The organism is Arthrobacter sp. Y3224055, assembly GCF_059090825.1.
Genome location: NZ_JBNHGB010000001.1, coordinates 99,886 through 119,884, shown reverse-complemented (window position 1 = coordinate 119,884; position 19,999 = coordinate 99,886). Strand labels below are relative to the sequence as shown.

21 protein-coding genes are annotated in these 19,999 nt (G+C 70.7%); 15 read left to right on the top strand and 6 right to left on the bottom strand.

The genetic code is table 11. The features are described from left to right. Window positions 1-25 precede the first annotated feature (25 nt). The 4 genes from galU (at window position 26) to AC5RTY_RS00525 (ending at window position 3,957) form a co-directional block, all read left to right on the top strand. Complete coding sequence (gene galU / locus AC5RTY_RS00540; protein WP_494138797.1) at window positions 26-928, top strand: UTP--glucose-1-phosphate uridylyltransferase GalU; 903 nt, start codon at window positions 26-28, stop codon at window positions 926-928. Window positions 929-956: 28 nt separating this feature from the next. Beyond that, entirely contained in the window at window positions 957-1,592 is a 636-nt protein-coding gene (locus AC5RTY_RS00535; RefSeq protein WP_494000381.1) for a GNAT family N-acetyltransferase, read from the top strand. Between the two features lie 81 nt (window positions 1,593-1,673). Beyond that, on the top strand, window positions 1,674-2,636 hold the full coding sequence (locus AC5RTY_RS00530; protein ID WP_494138796.1) for a hypothetical protein: 963 nt from the start codon (window positions 1,674-1,676) through the stop codon (window positions 2,634-2,636). Between the two features lie 109 nt (window positions 2,637-2,745). Beyond that, window positions 2,746-3,957, top strand: coding sequence for a phosphotransferase (locus tag AC5RTY_RS00525; RefSeq protein ID WP_494138795.1), 1,212 nt, complete (start codon window positions 2,746-2,748; stop codon window positions 3,955-3,957). A gap of 13 nt (window positions 3,958-3,970) precedes the next feature. On the opposite strand, the gene AC5RTY_RS00520 is transcribed toward AC5RTY_RS00525, so the two are convergent. From AC5RTY_RS00520 to AC5RTY_RS00505, 4 genes are all read right to left on the bottom strand, one after another. Next, on the bottom strand, window positions 3,971-4,639 hold the full coding sequence (locus tag AC5RTY_RS00520) for a response regulator transcription factor (protein WP_494138794.1): 669 nt from the start codon (window positions 4,637-4,639) through the stop codon (window positions 3,971-3,973). Further along, window positions 4,636-6,177 (bottom strand): sensor histidine kinase, encoded by a 1,542-nt coding sequence (locus AC5RTY_RS00515; protein WP_494138793.1) that lies wholly within the window; start codon window positions 6,175-6,177, stop codon window positions 4,636-4,638. Before AC5RTY_RS00515 ends, AC5RTY_RS00520 begins: the two co-directional genes overlap by 4 nt. A 56-nt stretch (window positions 6,178-6,233) precedes the next feature. Beyond that, window positions 6,234-6,581, bottom strand: coding sequence for a hypothetical protein (locus AC5RTY_RS00510; RefSeq protein ID WP_494128342.1), 348 nt, complete (start codon window positions 6,579-6,581; stop codon window positions 6,234-6,236). Between the two features lie 91 nt (window positions 6,582-6,672). Continuing rightward, window positions 6,673-8,415, bottom strand: a complete 1,743-nt coding sequence (locus AC5RTY_RS00505) for a hypothetical protein (protein ID WP_494138792.1) — start codon at window positions 8,413-8,415, stop codon at window positions 6,673-6,675. Window positions 8,416-8,637: 222 nt separating this feature from the next. Here AC5RTY_RS00505 and AC5RTY_RS00500 point away from each other — a divergent pair, with 222 nt between their 5' ends. The 10 genes from AC5RTY_RS00500 to AC5RTY_RS00455 all read left to right on the top strand — a co-directional run bounded on the left by AC5RTY_RS00500 (window position 8,638) and on the right by AC5RTY_RS00455 (window position 17,292). Beyond that, a complete protein-coding gene (locus AC5RTY_RS00500; protein WP_494000374.1) occupies window positions 8,638-9,288 on the top strand; it encodes an ArsR/SmtB family transcription factor in 651 nt (216 codons plus the stop codon). A gap of 9 nt (window positions 9,289-9,297) precedes the next feature. After that, entirely contained in the window at window positions 9,298-9,570 is a 273-nt protein-coding gene (locus tag AC5RTY_RS00495) for a hypothetical protein (RefSeq protein ID WP_494000373.1), read from the top strand. A 48-nt stretch (window positions 9,571-9,618) separates the two neighbouring features. Continuing rightward, window positions 9,619-10,074 carry an NUDIX hydrolase gene (locus AC5RTY_RS00490; protein ID WP_494074119.1) on the top strand — a complete coding sequence of 152 codons (456 nt, stop codon included), beginning with the start codon at window positions 9,619-9,621 and terminating at the stop codon, window positions 10,072-10,074. A 184-nt stretch (window positions 10,075-10,258) separates the two neighbouring features. After that, window positions 10,259-11,344: a ribosome small subunit-dependent GTPase A gene (gene rsgA, locus AC5RTY_RS00485; RefSeq protein ID WP_494138791.1), complete on the top strand. Its 1,086-nt coding sequence runs from the start codon at window positions 10,259-10,261 to the stop codon at window positions 11,342-11,344. A gap of 169 nt (window positions 11,345-11,513) precedes the next feature. After that, the gene (locus AC5RTY_RS00480) at window positions 11,514-12,575 is read left to right on the top strand and encodes an ABC transporter ATP-binding protein (protein ID WP_494110198.1); all 1,062 of its coding nucleotides are present in this window, start codon (window positions 11,514-11,516) and stop codon (window positions 12,573-12,575) included. After that, complete coding sequence (locus AC5RTY_RS00475) at window positions 12,575-13,342, top strand: ABC transporter permease (RefSeq protein ID WP_494138790.1); 768 nt, start codon at window positions 12,575-12,577, stop codon at window positions 13,340-13,342. The genes AC5RTY_RS00480 and AC5RTY_RS00475 overlap by 1 nt, the downstream gene beginning before the upstream one ends. After that, window positions 13,339-14,031 carry an ABC transporter permease gene (locus tag AC5RTY_RS00470; RefSeq protein ID WP_494022565.1) on the top strand — a complete coding sequence of 231 codons (693 nt, stop codon included), beginning with the start codon at window positions 13,339-13,341 and terminating at the stop codon, window positions 14,029-14,031. The genes AC5RTY_RS00475 and AC5RTY_RS00470 overlap by 4 nt, the downstream gene beginning before the upstream one ends. 38 nt (window positions 14,032-14,069) lie before the next feature. After that, the gene (locus tag AC5RTY_RS00465; RefSeq protein ID WP_494101656.1) at window positions 14,070-15,053 is read left to right on the top strand and encodes an ABC transporter substrate-binding protein; all 984 of its coding nucleotides are present in this window, start codon (window positions 14,070-14,072) and stop codon (window positions 15,051-15,053) included. Window positions 15,054-15,122: 69 nt separating this feature from the next. After that, complete coding sequence (locus tag AC5RTY_RS00460) at window positions 15,123-16,337, top strand: pyridoxal phosphate-dependent aminotransferase (RefSeq protein ID WP_494138789.1); 1,215 nt, start codon at window positions 15,123-15,125, stop codon at window positions 16,335-16,337. A 139-nt stretch (window positions 16,338-16,476) separates the two neighbouring features. Next, complete coding sequence (locus tag AC5RTY_RS00455) at window positions 16,477-17,292, top strand: PPK2 family polyphosphate kinase (RefSeq protein ID WP_494139159.1); 816 nt, start codon at window positions 16,477-16,479, stop codon at window positions 17,290-17,292. A 98-nt stretch (window positions 17,293-17,390) separates the two neighbouring features. Here AC5RTY_RS00455 and AC5RTY_RS00450 read toward each other — a convergent pair whose 3' ends face one another. Beyond that, window positions 17,391-17,672, bottom strand: a complete 282-nt coding sequence (locus tag AC5RTY_RS00450) for an exodeoxyribonuclease VII small subunit (protein WP_494012635.1) — start codon at window positions 17,670-17,672, stop codon at window positions 17,391-17,393. A gap of 58 nt (window positions 17,673-17,730) precedes the next feature. Further along, entirely contained in the window at window positions 17,731-18,987 is a 1,257-nt protein-coding gene (gene xseA, locus AC5RTY_RS00445) for an exodeoxyribonuclease VII large subunit (protein ID WP_494138788.1), read from the bottom strand. 163 nt (window positions 18,988-19,150) lie between these two features. Between xseA and AC5RTY_RS00440 the strand changes: the two genes are divergently transcribed. Further along, window positions 19,151-19,993, top strand: coding sequence for a hypothetical protein (locus AC5RTY_RS00440; RefSeq protein WP_494138787.1), 843 nt, complete (start codon window positions 19,151-19,153; stop codon window positions 19,991-19,993). Window positions 19,994-19,999: the final 6 nt, after the last annotated feature.

Sequence of the window (19,999 nt, the reverse complement as noted above, 5' to 3'; positions counted from 1 at the left end):
CACCTTCGTTCGGTAGTCTGAACCCATGACGTCTCATCGCACGGTACGCAAAGCTGTCATTCCGGCCGCTGGTTTGGGAACGCGTTTCCTGCCCGCCACCAAGGCCATGCCCAAGGAAATGCTCCCCGTGGTGGACAAGCCGGCCATCCAGTACGTGGTCGAGGAAGCCGTGCGCGCAGACTTGAGCGACGTCCTGGTCATCACCGGCCGCAACAAGCGCCCGCTGGAAGACCACTTCGACCGCGTGCCCAACCTCGAGCAGATTCTGGAGGAGAAGGGCGATCTGGAGAAGCTCGCCGCCGTACAGGCAGCCTCGGAACTGGCGGACATCCACTACCTGCGCCAGGGGGATCCGCTGGGCCTCGGCCACGCAGTCCTGCGGGCCCGCCAGCACGTGGGCGACGAACCGTTCGCCGTGCTGCTCGGCGACGACCTTATCGACGAACACGACGACCTGCTGACCCAGATGATCGCGGTCCAGCAGCAGACCGGCGGCTCCGTGGTCGCCCTGATGGAGGTGGACCCCGCCCAGATCAGCGCCTACGGCTGCGCGGACGTTACCCCGATGGGCGACGGCGGCTACGTGCGGATCAACGAACTGGTGGAGAAGCCTTCGCCGGACGAGGCCCCGTCCAATCTGGCGGTCATCGGCCGCTACGTCCTGCACCCGTCCGTCTTCGACGTGCTGGAGGACACCAAGCCCGGCCGCGGCGGCGAAATCCAGTTGACCGACGCGCTCGAAGTCCTGGCCGGCCGCGAAGGCGAAGGCGGCGGCGTCTACGGCGTGGTCTTTTCCGGGCGCCGGTACGACACCGGCGACAAGCTCAGCTATCTCAAGGCCGTCGTGACCATCGCCTCCGAACGTGAAGACATCGGGACGGAACTGCGGACCTGGCTGAAGAGTTTCATCGACGGCTCGGGCGACTGAGCCTCGTCGCGACCGCTAAGAACTTCACATGGGGTACGGACCGGCAATCTGGCCAGCGACGCTGGCATGCGGGGACTTGTCGCTGCGCCCGATCCGGTACCGGGACCGGAGCGAGTGGACGGCCGTGCGGCGCCGCAACGCCCGCTGGCTGGAACCGTGGGAGGCCACGAACCCGGCTCCGGACGGGTATCTGCCCTCGTTCTCGGAGATGGTCCGCTCGCTCAAGCACCAGGCACGACTTGCCACGGCCCTGCCCTGGATCATCACCGAACTGCAGGAGGGGAGGCCCCGGCCGGCGCTGGTCGGGCAGCTTACTGTCTCCAGCATCGTCTGGGGCTCTGCAATGTCGGCCACTTTGGGGTACTGGGTGGATGAGGCGCGTGCCGGCCGCGGGATAGCGCCCACGGCGGTGGCCATGGCGACCGACCATTGCTTCCAAACGCTCGGGCTCCACCGGATGGAGATCAACATCAGGCCGGAGAACCGCGCCAGCCTGCGCGTCGTGGAGAAGCTCGGCTTTCGAGACGAAGGACTGCGTCCGCGGTACCTGCACATTAACGGGGCCTGGGCAGACCACCGCAGCTTCGCGCTCACTGCCGAGGAGGTTCCCGGCGGCCTGCTGGACCGCTGGCTGGAGCACGGCGACGTCGGGCCGACACCATAAGGCAGCGCCGCACGGAATCGTTATCCGACACACCGTGATGAATGCCGCGTACGGCATGCTTGAGCTTCTACGGTTTTGAGAGTGGACATTCAGAGCTCTGTGATCTTGGCGGTCATCGTCGGGCTGTGGTTTGTCTGGGTAGGACCGTACGTGCTCCGCGGAGCATTCCGTCCCGCGCTGGCTGAACCGGCGCCGGGGCATGCAGCACCACTAGTTTCAGTACCCGCAACCGCCTCGGGCGGCAACCAGGGGATCATCATGGAATACAACGCCCAGCCGGCACCCTCGACATCGTCGCCCGTGCCCCCGCCCGCCCGGCAGCCCGAGTTCCGCATCCGCTACGGCCGGACCGCGCTGGCACTTGCCGGGGCCTCCGCCCTGTTGGTGTTCGTCGTCGGCGGCGCCCTGGCGCTGGCCGGCGCAGTTTCGGGCCGCGTGCCGGGCTTCGCGCTGCTGACGGTGGGCGCCGTCGTCGTTATCCTGCGCTCCCTGGCGGTCCGCGACCGCAGCAAGCGCGCCGCCGCACGCGCCCGGCAGGCCTCCCGCGCGGCATCGGCATCGCAGCCGGCGGGAGCCGCGAAGAATCCCCGGAAGCCCACCGAACTGTTTGACGGGGCCGCGGGGGACACCGGGGCCGCGCAGCAGGCCGCCCAGCCCGGTCCGGCGCCGCTGACGGCCGCCGAGCTCCGCGAGGAAGCCTTGAAGGTCGCCGCCGACGCCGGCGACACCGCCGCGCCGGGTCAGCCGTCCGGCACTCCCTGGCAGCCGGTCGACGTGCCCAAACCGACGTATGTCGCGGCGGCCAAGGCCACCCGCCCGGCTCCCGCGCCGCTGCCGGTCCCCGAGGTCAAGAAGCCGCAGACCAAGACATCGATCAAGCAGACCGCCGCGCAGCGGACCGACGAGGCCGCCGCCCGGACATCAGAGAAGACTGCCGCCACGCAGCAGCCAGCGGACGGCGCCTCGGCCGCCGAGGCATCCGCCCATCAGTCGGCCGCGAACCGGCTCAATCTGGACGACGTTCTGCAGCGCAGGCGGGCCTGACCCGAGGCGCCCGGCAGGTTGGCTGCGTCCCGTCCACACCGGACGGGCCGCAGCCTTTTCCGGTCTGTGGTTCCGAGCGTTCCGGGCCGCGATGGTGTGCAATGGAGACATGGACGCAGCGAACGTTGACCTGATGGCCACCGAGACCGCCGGCATCGACGTGTTGGAAAGTCCCGGCATGCGCGAAGCGCTGGAACTCGCCGTCGGCACCGTCGGCGGGACGCTCCGGTCCTGGCAGCTGGCGAAGCTGCAGCACCGGCCCGGGGCCGGCGCGACCGGGATCTACACCGTGCGGTTCCGCGGGCACGACGGCGGCGAGCGGACCGAGTACGTCTGCGTCACCACGGCGCCGGTGCCCGACTGCGGGCTTCCGCTGGTACGTCTGGACGGCGGGCCCGTCCCGCTGACCGCCTGGCTGTATCCGTCCGACCCGGTGCTGGTCGGACTGCCCGCGGCGTGCGACCCGGCTGCGGTGGGCCGCAGCGTTTTCGGCGGGGGAGAAGCGGACCTGAAAATGGTCAGCTACCGGCCGCTGCGGCGGGCCGTGCTGGAAGCCGTCCAGGACGGACATCGGGTCTTTTTGAAGGTGGTCCGTCCGGACCGGGCGGCGCAGCTGATCCTCCGGCACCGGCTGCTGACCGACGCCGGGCTGCCGGCCCCGGTTGCCTCCGCCGGACCGGCCGACGGCGTGGTGGTGCTCACGGAGGCGAAGGGGGTGCCGCTGGCCCAGGCTTTGATGGACGACGGCGCCGCCAGCCTGGCGCCCGAAACCCTCCTGGCGCTGCTGGATGAGCTCCCGGCCGGTGTGCTGGAACTCTCGCGTCGCCCGGCCTGGGCCGACCGCGCAGCCGACTACGCCAAGGCAGCGGCGGCCGTGCTCCCCGACGAGCAGGAGCGGGTGTTTAACCTGGCCGATCGGGTGGAACAGCTGCTGGCGGCCACCGACGCCGGCCCGCTGGTCCCGACGCACGGCGACTTTTACGAGGCGAACCTGCTGGTGGACGGCGGGAAGATCACCGGACTCATGGACGTGGACTCGCTGGGTCCGGGCCATCTGGTGGACGACCTGGCCTGTTTCCTCGGGCACCTGGCCGTGCTGCCCGCCGTGCACCCGGGGTACGTGCATGTCCCGGCGGCGCTGGAACGTTTCGCTGCCGCCTTCGACACCGTGGTGGACCCGGCGGCGCTGCGCGGCCGGGCCGCCGGCGTGGCGCTGTCGCTGGTGGCCGGGGCGAAGACCCCCGGGGAGGGTGACGGGTGGCAGCAGGACGCCCGGCAACGGCTTGCCATCGCCGAGGACCTGGCCGCCGGCGCGGCCTGATCGGGCCCTTCCCTCAGGCGTCGGCGACGAGGCGGTAGCCCATGCCGCGCACGGTGGCGAACTTCTCCGCCCCGAGCTTATTGCGCAGGTAGCGGACGTACACGTCCACCACGTTGGAGCCGGGGTCGAAGTCGTATCCCCAGACCCGCGAGAGCAACTGCTCGCGGCTGAGCACCTGGCCCGGATTCCGCAGGAAGGCCTCGGCGAGGGCGAACTCCCGGGCGGAGAGATCCACCTCCCGGCCGCCGACGCTGGCCCGCCGGGTCCGCAGGTCCAGGCTCAGCGTGCCGCTGCCGAGGATGGCCAGGTCGGCCGGCTGCGCCTCGGAGCGCAGGCGCAGCCGCACCCGGGCCAGCAACTCCTCGAACCGGAACGGCTTGGACATGTAGTCGTCCGCGCCGTTCTCCAGCCCGGCAACGGTGTCGTCCACCGAGCTGCGGGCGGTGAGGATGATCACCGGGATGTCGTTGCGGCCCTCACGCAGGCGGCGCAGCACGGTGAAGCCGTCCTGGTCCGGCAGTCCCAGGTCGAGGATGGCCAGCTCGAAGTCCCCGGTCATGGCCAGATGGTAGCCCTCCCGCCCGGTGCCGGCGACCGTGGGCGCGTAGCCGGCGGCCTTCAGGCCCTTGGCGATGAAGGAACTGATCCTGTCCTCGTCCTCAATGATCAGAATCTGACTCACGCGCTCTCCTCCTTGTCTGCGCCCGCCTCCGGGCCGCTGAGCACGACGGTGAAAGTGGATCCGGCGCCCGGGGCCGAGGCCAGTTCGACGCTGCCGCCGTGCGCCGCGGCGATGGCGCTGACGATGGTCAACCCCAGCCCCGAGCCTTCCGCCCGCGTCCCGTTGCTGCCGCGTGCGAAACGGTCGAAAATCCTGTTCTGGTCCTCCGGGAGGATGCCCGTTCCCTCGTCCCTGACCCACAGCCGCAGCTCATTGCCGCGCACGGCCGAACCGATCGCCACCGTGGACCCGGGCTCGGAGAATTTCACGGCGTTGGCCACCAACTGCAGCCAGGCCTGGGTAATCCGCCGCCCGTCGAGCGGCCAGCGGGTTTCGGCCCGTGCATCAACGGTCCAGCGTTTGGCGCCCAGCGGCCGGGCCTTGTCCAGCACGTCGTCGGTCAGCTGCCCCACCTCGACGTCGGACGGGTTCACGAAGCCGGGACGTTCCGCCTTGGCCAGCAGGACCAGGTCGTCGACGAGCAGCCGCATCCGGTCCAGCTCGTCCAAGGCGATGCCGCGCACCGACTCGACGTCCGCCGGGTCACGCGGGTCCTGCAGTTCCAGGTGGCCCTGCAGGATGGTGATCGGGGTCCGCAGCTCGTGCCCGACGTCATCCAGCAGCTGCCGCTGCGCCGTCATGGACGCCTCCAAGCGGTCCAGCATGTCGTTAAAGGTGCGGGAGAGTTCGGAGATGTCGTCGTTGCCGCCCACCGGGATGCGCTGGGTCAGGTCCGCGTCGGTGATCCGTTGTGCCGTTTCGCGCACCAGCCGGATGGGTGCCAGCAGCCGGCCGGCCACCTGCCAGCCGACGACGCCGATCAGTACCAGCGAACCGAACCCGATCAGTGCGTAGGTCAGGAAGATATCGTCAAGTTGCTGCAGCTCGGCGTCGTAATCGTAGGCCAGCACGAACGTGCTGTGGGCCGGGTCGGAGGAGAGTTGCACCGGCACGGTGACCACCCGGTACGTCGTGGTCGACGTCTCCATAGTGCTGAGCACCACCCGGTCGGACGCAGTTGCGTCCGGGCCCAGCAGGGCTACGAGTTCGGCATCCCGCTCGAGCCGGAGCCGCACGGACGGGCTCGCCGTGTATGTCACCTTCCCGTCGACGAGGCCAAGCATGCCTTCGTTGGCGGAGGGAAGCGTCCGCTCCATCGCCAGGAAGACCAACCGGCTGGCTTGCGTGAAGGGTTCGCCCGTGTCCGGGTCGATGCCTGTCTCCGCCAAGGTCTTGAACTCGCTGACGCTGCGCTGGAGCGAGTCGTCCACCCGCTGGATGATATGGGACCGCTGCAGCGCGAACGCCACCGAGCCGGCAACCAGCAAACCCAGGGCCGAAAGGGCGAGCACGGCGGCCAGTACCCGGACGCGGACGGACGGCCCGCCCGACGGCCTACGCACGGCCTTCGGAAAGGATGCGGCCGCCAGCCGGAGCGCCGCCGCGGTGCGGGCTGCCGGCGCCACGCGGAGCGCCACCGCCGCGCGGGCTGCCGCCACGCGGAGCTCCGCCGCGGTGCCGAAAGGCGTGGGGGTGTGGGGACAGGGGTGCGGACTCAGTCATCGTCCCCGCCATCGTCGTCCCAGTCGTCCGTGTCATCGTCGTCGTAGTCCTGTGGCGGCGCCGGCTGGACCGGAACCGGTCCCTTGCCTTCCTGCGGGCGGGTCGGAGCGGCCGGGGACGAGGGGGCGGTGGGCGTGGGCGTGGGGGACGGCTGCTCGCTGCCGGCCGGAGCAGGGTCGCCGGCAGGGGACGGTGGCCCGGACTGCGTGACGGTAATGGACGGGCCCAAGTCGGTGGGCCCGGGCTCGCGCAGGGTAGCGGCCAGTGCGGCCCCTCCGGCACCCAGCCCGAGCAGCACGGCCAGCGCCACCAGGACGGTGCGGATGGCTGTACGGGGCATGACACCAGTATCCACGGCGCAGATGAGACCAAGATGAGAACCCTGCCCCGCGGCCCAACCCCGCGGCGCAACGGGCCGCGTCGGCCGCCGGTCAGTCGGAACTGTCGGCCGCGGCGTCCGCGGCACGGCGGGCGATGTCCGCCTCGACCGTCCGGCCCAGGGCGTCCAGCGCCGAGGCCAGCCCCAACTGCGCCGCGACGCGGAGTGTGCGGCTGACGTCGGGCTCCTGCAGCACCAGCTTGAACATCGGCACGGCGTCGTCGGCCCGCCCCATCTCGGCCAGCACATGGGCCGCGAAGAGTTCCGCGTTGCCGGCCGAGGCTGCGTCGTCGGCAGCGGAGTAGAGGTCCGCCGCCTGCAGCGCCGCCGAGACCGCCCCGGTGCCGTCCTCCAGTGCCCACAGCCCCCTCGCTCGCGTGTCGCTGTAGTCCGCCTCGTACCACCGGGCCCCGTAGAGGTGCGCCAGCCGGATTGCCTCGTCCAAGACAGTGAGCCCGTCCGGGTCGCCGGCCTCGCACAGGGCATGTCCCAAGGCGTGCAGGGCCTGCGGCAGCGCGGCGTCGTCGTCCTCGGCCTTGCGGGCCGCGGCCACCGCCGCCTCGAAGCAGACCAGCGCGTCGGTGTCGCGGTCCTCCCGGGAGAGCAGCGTGCCGGTCGCCAGCAGGCCGCGGGCCGCCTCGCCGAATTCGCCGCCGTGGCTGAATTCGGCCACCGCCCGGCGCCAGCAGTCCAGGGCGTCGGCCGTCCGGCCGGCGTGCCGGTGGGCGTGGCCCAGGCTCATCAGCGCCCGCGCCACCTGCGCATGGGGCGCCTTGGTGTGTTCCAGCCGCGCCAGCAGCTTGGACAGCACCTCGCCCGCCAGTTCGTACTCTTCGGCCTCCAGCAGCTGGTTTCCCAGCGCCAGGCGCAGCGTGAGCTCTTCCTGGACCTCGCCGCGTTCGGCCTGGGCGACCGCCGCCTGCCAGGCCAGCACCGAGTCCTCATAGTCGCCGATGCCGGCACAGAGCCGGGCCAGCACGACGGCGGCACTGATGGCACCCTTGCGGACCCCGGCAGCCGCATACAGTTCCAGCGCCGTCAGCGCTTCCTCCAGCCCGGCCGCGCCGTCGCCGCCGGCGGCATTGGCCTTCAAGAGCCACATGCTGGCGGTGGTGGCGCGGTTGCCGGGCAATGCCAGCATGCGGTCGGCAACTGCGGTGGCCCGTTCCGGCTGGTCGGCCTGCAGGTAGGTGTTGGCCAGGTACATCAGCGCGCCGGACAAGCTGTCCGTCCGGCCGGAATGCTCGTAGCCGGCCACCGCGTCTTCCAGCAGCGCGATCGCCTGCTTCGCTTCCCCGCGCTGGGAACGGACGACGGCGATGGCCAGCTGGACGTCCGCCGTCACCGATCCCGGGGCACGGGCCTCCAGCAGGCGGTCAAGTTCTGCCTCCAGGAGCGGGAGGTCGTCGTCGCCGGCTTCGCGGAACAACGCCGTTCCCAGCCGCTCACCGGCCGCGGCCTCGGCTTCCAGCCCGTGGCTGCGGAGCAAGGCGATGCGGGCGTGGAGATATTCCCGGGCCTGCTTCTCTTCGCCCGCCAGCTGGGCGAGCGCAATCAGCACCGAGTACAAGCCCAGCCGGACGTCAAGTTCGGTGTCCGAGGACCGGGCGAGTCCGGCCTGCGCCAGGGCGCGGGCGCCCGCGTGGTTCTCGGCATAGGCTGCCTCGTAAGCGCGGTCCAGGCAGTCCCTGGCTGACGACGGGAACCGTGCCGGGTCGGGGCCGGCGCTCTCCAGCACGGCGCGCAGGCGGTCGGCGATCAGCCCGCGCGGCACCGTTGCGGCGGACTCAGGCACGGCCGCCCCGCCTCCGCAGCGCTGTGCCGTGGAACCCAGCTGGCGCGTTCCCCATGGTCTTAGTTCTAGCCGCGAACAGGGGTGGGCGCAATGCCCCGGCGCTCCCCGAACGGGCGCGCCGGAACCTCGCCTACAGACCGCCGGCCGGCACGACAAGTATGCAAAGGAAGCATTGCAAAGAAACGCTTGCAAAGAATTGTTTGCACCGCTACGCTGGTGCCCATGGAGCAGCAGAGAGAGCAGGAAAGCGAGCCCGGACGCGGCGGCTACGGCGACGAACGCCACGTAGACGTGGTCGCGCTGAAGGCCCTCGCGCATCCGCTCCGGGTGCAGCTGCTCAACGCGCTGTCCCAGTACGGCCCTCAAACGGCCAGCGGACTGGCGGAACGGTTGGGGGAGTCCAGCGGCGCCACCAGCTATCACCTGCGCCAGCTGGCCAGGCACGATTTCGTCCGGGAGGTCGAAGGCCGGGGCACGGCCCGCGAACGCTGGTGGCGACGCACTCCCGGCAGCCTGACCATCAGCGCCGGCGATCTGTCCGGCACTCCGGCCACCCGGGAGGCGGCCCGCCTGGTCACCCGCGAATTCGAGCGCAGCCGCGCCGACCTGCTGGCCGACTTCATGACCCGCGGCGCCGACCTGTTGCCGCAGGAATGGCTGGAGGCGTCGGTGGCCAGCACCATCAACGTCCGCCTGACCCGTGAACAGCTGGCTGACATCGCCGAACAGGCAGCCGCCTTTGTGCGGAAACTGGCCGAACCCTACCTGGAGCAAAATGCCGAGGGCGCGGAGGACGTCCGCCCGGTTCAGCTCCACGTCAATGCCTTTCCCATCATCGACTCCCGGTCGGACCGGCCGGCACATCACCTGTGAGAGCCCATCATGACAACTGTCCCCACCCAGCCGTACCGCCCGCCGTCGTCAGCCCTCGCCGGCATCCGGACACCGGTCTTGGAGTCGCTGCTGATCCGCGCCGGACGCGCACTGGTGCGGGCCGGGGAGCGGCGGGCGCGGCTGAAAGCGCAGCGCCTGCGGCCCGGCCCGTGGGCCGCCGCGGTGGCGCCGCGGGAACGTCGGGACGCGTTGCTGCGCGCCCGCGACGAACTGCGCACGGATGCGCAGGCGGCGGCGCACAGCGGCCTCCGCGTCCGATAGCCGCCTCGCCCGCCGCCCTACACTAGCCGCCCCCCTACACTGGGGGACATGGAATTCGACACGCGCGTGGCCGCCTACGGCGTGATCGTTGCCGACGGCGCCGTGCTGCTGGTCCGCTGGACCGGCGCAGGCTGGCCGCGCTGGACTTTGCCCGGCGGCGGCCTGGAATACGGCGAAGACGCCGCAACCGGCGCGGTCCGCGAGATCCGGGAAGAAACGGGCTACGCCGCCAGGCTCGAGCAGCTGCTGGGCGTGGACAGCAAACACATTCCGGCCGCGAAGCGCCTGCACGGGCACCGGCCGCTGCACGCCTTCCGCGTCATCTACGCGGCCAGCGTTGTCGGCGGCGAACTGACCGACGAGGCCGACGGCTCCACGGACCTGGCCCGGTGGATCCCGCTCCATGAGGTTCCGACGCTGGACCGGGTCGACCTGGTGGATCTGGGGCTGCGCCTCTACTTCCCGGACGGCGTCCCGGCGGGCCATTCCGCAAACGGCCGGTGAGCGCTATGCTGATCCAGTTGCCGGGCTGACCAGCCCGCCGGACAACCCCGAGGAGGTGGGTGTGATGACCGTTTATCCCGCAGATCCTGCTGCCATCACCAGCCCAGCCTCCGTACCCCGCCCGCGCCGCGGCTAGCGGCCGGAACGTCCCCGCGCGGAGGCCTCACGCCCCGAGGTAACCGTCGTGACCGACACCCATCACCCGCACTCCTTGCTGCGCAGCTACGGCTACACCCGACACACCGCTGCACAGTTCACCCTCCATTTTCCCGACCCGGCGCTCCGCCCCGCCCGGGTGGTGCGCACCGACCGCGGCCGCGTCCTGCTGGCGGCCGACGGCGGCCTGCTCCACCTGGCCACCGCAGGCCGCAGCCCGCAGCCGGCCACCGGTGATTGGGTGGCATACGACGCCGCCCGCCCGGCTTCCGCCGGCGGCCCTGCCATCGCCGGGCTGCTTCCGCGGTTTTCCGCCCTGTCCCGCAAACAGGCCTACGACCCGCTGGCGGCCGAGCAGATCCTGGCCGCCAACATGGACCTGGTCGGCATCGCGGTGCCCTTCGACCGGCCGCTGTCGGCCAACCGGCTGGAGCGCACCCTGGTGGCCGCGTGGGATTCCGGGGCGCTGCCGGTGGTCATCCTGACCAAGGCCGACCTGAGCGGCCGCCATGACGAGGTCGCCGCCCAGATCGTCGAGCAGGCCGCCGGCGCGGACGTCTTGGCGACGAGCGCGGAAACGGGCGACGGGCTCGATGCCGTGGCCGAATACCTGGGCCCCGGCCGGACGATGGTGCTGCTGGGGCCCTCGGGCTCGGGCAAATCCAGCCTGATCAACGCGCTCGCAGGCCGGGCGGTGCAGGACACCGGAGCCGTCCGGGCCGGCGACGGGAAGGGCCGGCACACCACCACGGCGCGCGAGCTCATTCCCCTGCCCAACGGCGCCGTGCTCATGGACACGCCGGGCATCCGCGGCTTCGCGCTGTGGGACGCGGAGGAGGGGCTGGCGACCATGTTCGGGGACATCGAAGACCTGGCCGCCGGCTGCCGGTTCAATGACTGCGCCCACGACGCCGAGCCCGGCTGCGCCGTGCGCGAGGCCCTCGCCGCCGGGAGCCTGGAGCAGCGGCGCTGGGACAGCTACCGGAAGATGGAACGCGAGCTGGCCCGCCTGCACCTGCGGCAGAACGTGGCAGAGCAGCGCCGGGCCGGCCGGCAGTTCGGCAAGGCGGCCAAGGCCGCCGCACAGGCCAAGGGCCATCGCGGCAGGCGCTGACCGGGTGCTCGCGGGCCGCGCCGTTGACTAGACTCGGTGGCAGCACCTGTGGGCCTGCCGGCCGCAGGACCCCCCCCACGGAAGGTTCAGCATGCCCGAGCCCACGAGGCCGGCCGCCCGGCCGGATGAGCTGCCGGCCGAACGCTCGGCCGGAGCCGGTGCCGGCCCCATGGTGCAGTTCCGCGCCGTCACGAAGACCTACGCCGGACAGGCGGCGGTCCAAGACCTGACGCTGGACATCGACCGCGGCGCGATCACCGTCTTCGTGGGCCCTTCGGGCTGCGGCAAGACCACCTCGCTGCGGATGATCAACCGGATGGTGGAGCCGACCTCCGGCTCCGTCCTCGTGGACGGCCACGACGTCTCCGGCCGGCCCGCAGCGGCCCTGCGCCGGTCCATGGGCTACGTCATGCAAGCTGCCGGGCTGCTGCCGCACCGCACGGTGCTGGACAACATCGCCACCGTGCCGCGGCTGAACGGCGTCCGCCGGGCCGCGGCCCGCAAGCGGGCCGACGAGCTGCTCGCCGTCGTCGGGCTGTCCCGGGAGCTGGGCGGCAGATATCCGGCCCAACTCTCCGGCGGCCAGCAGCAGCGCGTCGGAGTGGCGCGGGCGCTCGCGGCGGACCCGCCGATCCTGCTCATGGACGAGCCGTTCAGTGCGGTGGATCCGGTGGTCCGTGCCGAGCTGCAGCAGGAACTGCTGCGGCTGCAACAGCAGTTGGCGAAAACCATCGTCTTCGTCACACACGATATCGACGAAGCGGCCCTCCTCGGGGACAAGCTGGCCGTCTTCGCCACCGGGGGCCGGCTGGCCCAGTTCGCCCCGCCCGAGGAGGTCCTGCGGGCGCCGGTGGACGATTTCGTCGCCGGTTTCGTCGGCCGGGACCGCGGCTTCCGCTCGCTGTCCTTCAACAGCGCGCACGGGCTGCCGCTGCTGCCTGCCCGCACCGCGACCGCGGACAGCGTCGGCGAGGCGTCCCGGGAGGGCTGGCTGTTGCTGACCGACGACGACGGCGCACCGGCGGGGTGGCTGCCGCCCGGGGAACGCGACCCGGCCCGGGCCCGCATCGGCGGGTCGCTGTTCACCGTGGGGTCCAGCCTGCGCCAGGCGCTGGATGCGGCGTTGTCGTCGCCGTCCGGGGCCGGCGTCGCCGTCGACGCCGACGGGCGGGTGGCCGGCCTGGTCGATCCCGCGGCCGTGCTGCAGAGGCTCCAAGCGGGCGGCAGCTGATGGAGTGGTTCCTGGCGAACCTGCCCTATGTGCTGGAGCTGAGCGCCCTCCACTTGTTCCAGTCCGCGCTCCCGCTGGTGCTCGGGCTCGTGCTGTCGCTGCCGCTGGGCTACCTGGCCTGGCGGGTCCGCGCAGTGCGCGGCGTTATTCTGTCCGTCTCCTCGGTGCTGTACACGATTCCCTCGCTCGCCCTGTTCGTGATCCTGCCGGTCATCCTGGGTACCGGGATCCTGGAAATGTCCAACCTGATCGTGGCGCTGACCGTGTACTCGGTCGCGCTGCTGGTCCGCGCCGTGGTGGACGCGCTGAACTCCGTGGACGACGGCATCCGGCAGGCCGCGGTGGCCATGGGCTACCTGGCGGTCCGCCGGTTCTTCAGCGTGGACCTTCCGCTGTGCATTCCGGTGCTGGTGGCCGGGCTGCGGGTGGTCTCCGTGAGCAACATCTCGGTGGCCAGCGTCGGCGCGCTGATCGGCGTCCGGAACCTCGGTTTCCTGTTCACCGACGGGCTGCTGCGCTATTTCATGACCGAAATCGTGGTCGGGATCCTGATGACCCTGGTGCTGGCGGCGCTGATGGACGTGCTCCTGCTGGCGCTTGAGCGGGTGCTCACGCCGTGGCAGCGCCCGGGTGCGGCCGCCGGCGGAACAGGGCCGCGGACGCGCGGCGCGACCGGCGCGCTGCCGGCGGCCGGCGGTGCCGGGGCGGGCTCCCTTGCCGCCGCAGGGGAACGGCCGGACGCCGCGGAAGCGGCGGTGCGCGGATGAACCTGTTCGAGGAAACCGCGGCGTGGCTGGCGGATCCGGTCAACTGGGCCGGTCCGGCGGGCGTGCCGGCCAGGCTGGCCGAGCACCTGTACTACAGCGGCCTGACCCTGGTGATCGCCGCGGCCATCGCCGTGCCGCTGGGGCTGTTCGTCGGCCACACCGGAAGGGGGCGCCTCGCCGTCGTGGGCATTGCCAGCGGACTGCGGGCCATGCCCACGCTGGGCCTGCTGACCCTGTTCGTCATCCTGATGGGCCTTGGCCTGATGCCGCCGATCTACGCCCTGGTGATCCTGGCCATTCCGCCGCTGCTGGCCGGCACCTATTCGGGGATCGCCGCCGTCGACCGCCAGCTGGTGGACGCCGCCCGGGCGATGGGCATGACCGAGTGGCAGGTCCTGTTCCGCGCCGAATTGCCCAACGCGCTGCCCGTGCTGCTGGGCGGTGTGCGTGCCGCCGTGCTGCAGGTCATCGCCACGGTGGCCGTCGTGGCCTACATCAACCTGGGCGGCCTGGGCCGGTATCTGATCGACGGGCTGGCGGTCCGCGACTCGGTGCGGCTGTTTGCCGGTGCGCTGCTGATCGCGGCGCTGGCACTGGTCGTGGACGCCTTGCTGGCCGCGGTGCAGAAAGTCGCCGTGTCGCCCGGCCTGCGCGGCTTGAGGGGGCGGGCTGAAAGGCAGAACAAGTAAGGTTGGAACAGCCAGTGCCGGCACATGAGGAGATGAGCATGAAGGACCACCCCGGGAACAACGCCAGCAACCGCGGACACGACAAAAACCCGGCCGCGCGGCGCAGCGTGCTCGCCGCAGGGGCGGCCGCCCTCGCCCTGGTGCTCGCTGCCTGCGGCGGGGGATCCGACCCCCTGCAGGACGCGACGCCGGCACCCGAAGGCAGCACCGGCGGGTCCCTGGTGGTCGGTGCCAGCGGCGGCACGGAGAGCCAGATCATCGCCGAAATCTATGCGGGCGCCCTGACCTCCGCCGGCTACGACGTCACCACGAAACCGGGCATCGGCTCGCGCGAGGTCTACGTCAGCGCCGTCCAGGAAGGGTCTGTGGATATCATCCCGGACTACAGCGGCAACCTCCTGCTGTTCTTGGACACCGAGGCGACGGCGGCCTCCGCCGGGGACGTCATGACAGCCTTGGCTGATGCCCTGCCCGAGGGACTCGGCGTGCTGGAGCCCGCATCGGCGGAGAGCAAGGACGCGATGGTGGTGACCAAGGCTACGGCGGAGGAATACCAGCTGACGTCGATCGAGGACATGGGCCCGGTGTGCGGCGAACTGGTGCTCGGAGCCAACCCCGAATTCGCCGAGCGCGAGTACGGGCTGCCGGGGCTGGAAGCCAACTACGGCTGCGTCCCCAAGTCCTTCGAACCGATCAACGACTACGGCGGACCGACCACGCTCAACGCCTTGATCACCGACAAGATTCAGGTGGCCGACATCTACACCACCACCCCGTCCATCGAGGACAACGACCTGGTGGTGCTGGAAGACCCGAAGAACAACTTCATCGCCCAGCAGGTGCTGCCGCTGATCCGCAGCGACGCCGTGGACGAGCAGGCGGCCCGGGTGCTCAACGAGGTTTCGGCAGCGCTGACCACCGAAGACCTGATCGACCTCAACCGCCAGGTCAGCGGGGACGAGAAGCGCAACCCGGCCGACGCCGCCGCGGACTGGCTGGCGGAAAAGGGCCTGGCCGGCTAGGGTCCCGGCTCCCGTTCACGCGCCGCTTCGGTCTCCGGGGCGGCGCGTGCCGTGTGCGAAGATCGTTGGATGGCCCAGTACAAGCAGTCCAACAAGCTCCACAACGTCCTCTACGACATCCGCGGTCCGCTCCTCGAGCATGCCCAGCGGATGGAGGCCGAGGGCCAGCGCATCCTCAAGTTGAACATCGGCAACCCGGCGCCGTTCGGATTCGAAGCTCCGGACGCCATCCTGGTGGACATGATCCGCAACCTGCCCACCGCGCAGGGCTACAGCGATTCGCGCGGCATCTTCTCGGCCAGGACCGCGGTGTCGCAGTACTACCAGACCCGCGGCATCCAAGAGATCGGCGTGGACGACGTGTACCTGGGCAACGGGGTCAGCGAGCTGATCACCATGAGCCTGCAGGCGCTGCTGAACAACGGCGACGAAGTGCTCATCCCGGCCCCCGACTACCCGCTCTGGACCGCGTCGGTGTCGCTGGCCGGCGGCCACCCGGTGCACTACCTCTGCGTCGAGGAAGAGGGCTGGCTGCCGGATCTCGAAGACATCGAACGGAAGATCACGCCCAACACCAAGGGCATCGTGATCATCAACCCGAACAACCCCACCGGCGCCGTCTATCCGCGGCACATCCTCGAGGGGATGCTGGAACTGGCGCGCCGGCACAACCTGGTGGTGTTCTCGGACGAGATCTACGAGAAGATCCTGTACGAGGATGCGGAGCATGTGAACACGGCGCTGTTGGCCGACGACGTGCTGATCATGACGTTCAGCGGCCTGTCCAAGGCCTACCGCGTGTGTGGCTTCCGCAGCGGCTGGATGGCCATCTCCGGGCCGAAGCACCTGGCCGCGGACTACATCGAGGGCATCAACCTGCTCACCAACATGCGGTTGTGCGCGAACGTGCCCGCCCAGCATGCCATCCAGACCGCCCTGGGCGGCCACCAGAGCATCAACGACCTCATCCTGCCCGGCGGCAGGCTGCTCGAGCAACGCAACAAAGCCTATGAGCTGTTGAACGCCATTCCCGGCGTCAGCACGCAGCAGGCCAAGGGTGCGCTCTACCTGTTCCCCAGGCTCGACCCGGAGGTCTACGGGATCAAGGACGACGAACAGTTTGCGTTGGACCTGCTCAAGCAGCAGAAGATCCTGATCTCGCACGGCCGGGCGTTCAACTGGACGCAGCCGGACCATTTCCGGCTGGTCACGCTGCCCAACGTGGACGTGCTGACCGAAGCCGTGGGGCGGATCGAGGAGTTCCTGGCCGGATACCGGCAGTAACAGCCGCGTCTGCGTAGCCGCGCCGCCGGCGGCTCGGTAGGCTGTCGCCACCCGCACCGCCGGCCAAGCCGGCCGGGCCGAACAGGAGGACCAGGTGGAACAGACCGGATTGCCCGAGTTCACGCGGACGCCGTCGGAGATGCTGCGGGTCGGCCCGGGATTCGGCCTGGCCGGTGTCGATACCGGCTCCACCCCCGGATTCCTCGGCGGCAGGACCGAGGGAAAACTCCTGCTCAGGGCCTCGGACCGCCGGCTGTCCGAACTGCAGGAACGCCTCTTCGCGCAGAGCCGCGCCGGGGCGCCGGACGCGGTCCTGCTGGTGCTGCAGGGGATGGATACCTCCGGCAAGGGCGGGATCGTCCGGCACGTGGTCGGAGCCGCAGACCCGCAGGGGATTTCCCACCGGGCCTTCAAGGCGCCGACGCCGGAGGAGCTGGAGCACGATTTCCTCTGGCGGGTGGAGCGGGCCTTGCCCGGTCCCGGCATGATCGGAGTGTTTGACCGGTCGCACTACGAAGATGTGCTCATCCACCGCGTGCACGGGCTCTCGCCCTTGGCGGAGGTGGAAGCACGCTACGGGCAGATCAACGCCTTCGAGGCGATGGTCGCCCGCCGCGGCATCCGGATGATCAAGGTCATGCTGCACCTGGGCAAGCGCGAACAGGGCAAACGGTTGCGCGACCGGCTCGACCGGGCCGACAAGCACTGGAAGTACGATCCCGGCGACGTGGACGCGCGGCGGCGCTGGGACGAATACCAGCAGGCCTACCAGGTCATGTTGGAGCGGACCAGCACCGTCGACGCGCCGTGGTTCGTGGTACCGGCCGACCACAAATGGTATGCACGGATCGCCGTCCAGGAGCTTCTGCTGCAGGCGCTGGAAGACATCGACCCGCAGTGGCCGCCGGCGGGCTTCGACGTCGAGGCGGAAAAGGCCCGCCTGGCTGCCTCGTAACGCACGCCCGCCGGGTTCGCCGGTCCGATGCCCGGGAACCGGGCTGGCCGGGGCGGACTAGAGGGGTGACACCGGGGACGCGGCGGTTCCGCGGCGGACTAGAGGGGTGATACCGGGGACGCGGCGGTTCCGGGGCTGCCCGGGCTGGCCGGCGACGGCTCGGTCCCTGCCGCCTCGCGTGCCGCGTCGAGCCGCTGCCGTGCGCCTTCCAGCCATGCCTCGCAGCGGGCCGCCAAGGCCTCGCCGCGCTCCCACAGTGCCAGGGACTGTTCAAGGCTGGCGCCGCCGGCTTCCAACTGGCTGACGACGGCCACCAATTCCTCGCGCGCCTGCTCATAGGAGAGGGAGGCGACGTCGGGCGGTGCGGGCTGCTCTGTCATGGGGTCTCGCTTTCGGTGCCGGTGTTGTGTGGTGGTGTCTGGGATTCCGGGAACGACGTCAGGGAAGGGCTTCGGCGGAGACTTCGCCGACGGCCACCCGGAGCCGCAGCCGTGTTCCGGCCGGTGCGTCCGCCGCGTCGCGCAGCACCCGGCCGTCGGGCAGCTGGGCCACGGCATAGCCGCGGTCCAGGGTGTTCTGGGGGGACAGTGCGCGCACCTGTGCCTTCAGGTGGGCGACCCGGTCGCTGTCACGGTGCACGGCCGCCGAGACGGCCTGGTGGGCCCGGGAGACGAGCCGGTGGAGATCTTCCGCCCGGACATCCACGATGCCCGCGGGGTTTGCCATCACCGGGCGGCTGCGCAGCGCGGCCAGGCGTTCGGTTTCGCGGTGGACCATCTGCTCCACCCGGCGGGCAAGCAGGGCGCGGGCCTGCCCGATGCGATGCAGTTCCTCGCTGACGTCAGGGACGATGCGCTTGGCGGCGTCCGTCGGCGTGGAGGCACGCAGGTCCGCGACGTCGTCGAGCAGGGGCCGGTCCGCTTCGTGTCCGATGGCGCTCACCACCGGCGTGGCGGCGGCGGCCACCGCCCGGACCAAATCCTCGTTGCTGAAGGGCAGCAGGTCCTCCAGTGAACCTCCGCCGCGGGCGATGACGATGACGTCCACATCGTTGCGGGCGTCGAGCTCGGCGAGTGCCTGCATCACCTGCGCCACGGCATTCACTCCCTGGACGGCAACTTCCCGGACCTCGAATTCGACGGCGGGCCAGCGCAGCGAGGCATTCCGGATGACATCCTTCATGGCGTCGGAATCGCGTCCGGTAATGAGGCCGATGCGGTGCGGCAGCAGGGGCAGCCGCCGCTTGCGGGACGGATCGAAGAGGCCTTCGGCGGCCAGCGCCCGGCGCAGCCGCTCCAACCGGACCAGCAGGTCGCCGAGCCCCACCGGCCGGATGTCCCGGGTCTGCATGGTCAGCCGCCCGGTCTTGACGTAGAGGTCCGGTTTGATCTGGGCCACCACCCGGGAGCCCGGTTCCAGCGGCAGCTCCAGACGCGCCATCACGCTGCCCCAGACCACCAGGCTGAAGGATGCCTCGGCGTCGGTGTCCCGCAGCGTCAGGTAGGTGGTGGCGTTCCGGCGGTTAAGCTCAATGACCTGGCCTTCGACCCACGTGGGCGGCACGCGGTCGATGTGCATCTTGAGCTTTTGGGACAGCAGCCGCAGCGGCCACGGGTTGTCCGCCGTCGTCTGGTTGGCAGTCGGGGGCAGGGTCGATTGTCCGGTGCCGGCGCCTTGGACCGCGCTTGACTCCATGAATTGCCCCTTCCGGAGGTGTGATTCCGACGGCTGCCGGAGACCCTACATTCTTACCAGTTATCCCTGTCAATCGGATTCTCTGTTGTACTGGGTAGGCGTAGGCGGCGCTCCTCGAGCCCCGCCGGATCTGCCTGAAGCAAGCAAGGAAACGGAGGAGACCGTGCGGACGTTGTTGGCTGCGGTCGGCGGGATGTTGGCCGTGCTCCTCGCCGGGGCCGCGCTCTGCGGGGCCTGGGCCGACCAACGGGTGCTCGACCGGGCGGGCTTCGTGTCGCTGGCCGCCCCGCTGGGCGAGGACGCCGGGTTCCGGTCGGCGCTGGCCGCCACCATCACGGAAGAAGTTGCCGGCAGTGCCGAGTTGCCGGCTGGCCTGCAGGAACTCGTGCGGCCCATCGTGGAGCGAACCGCTGGAGCGATGACCGAACTGGCCGGATTCCCGCGGGCCCTGAACGAGTCGCTGGCCCTGTCGCACGCGCATACGTTCTCCGGGACTTCCGGGGGAGAGGCGGCCGTCACGCTGGATATCGCCCCCATGGTGGCGCTGGCGGTTTCGCGGGTAGCGGACGCGCTGGGTACTAATATCCGGAGCCCCGAGCAGGTGTTGTTGCCGCTGGGCTCTGCGGAGGCAGGCGGCGTCCTGGCCTGGGTGCGGGACCTGCCGTCGCTGTGGTGGGTTGCGGCGGTGGCAGCGGCTGCGGCACTGGTGCTGATGCTGCTGGCCGCCCGGCGTCCCGCCACGGCGCTGACCTGGGCCGGTATCGGCGCGGGATTACTGGGCGCGGTCCTCTGGCTGGCCGCCGGGCTTGCACCGCCGCTGGCAGTGAACGCGGCGGGCGAAAGTGCGTTGGCCCAGGTGTTCCTGGGGAGGCTGGTCGAGTTGGCCGTTGCCGACTTCCGGCCCTGGGCCGCCGTCTTTGCCGGCGCCGGAGTGGTGGTCGCGGTGGCCGGTTTCACTCTGCGGGCGGTGCTGGGCGGGGCCCGGCGGGCCGGGCCCACGGGCTAGCATAGA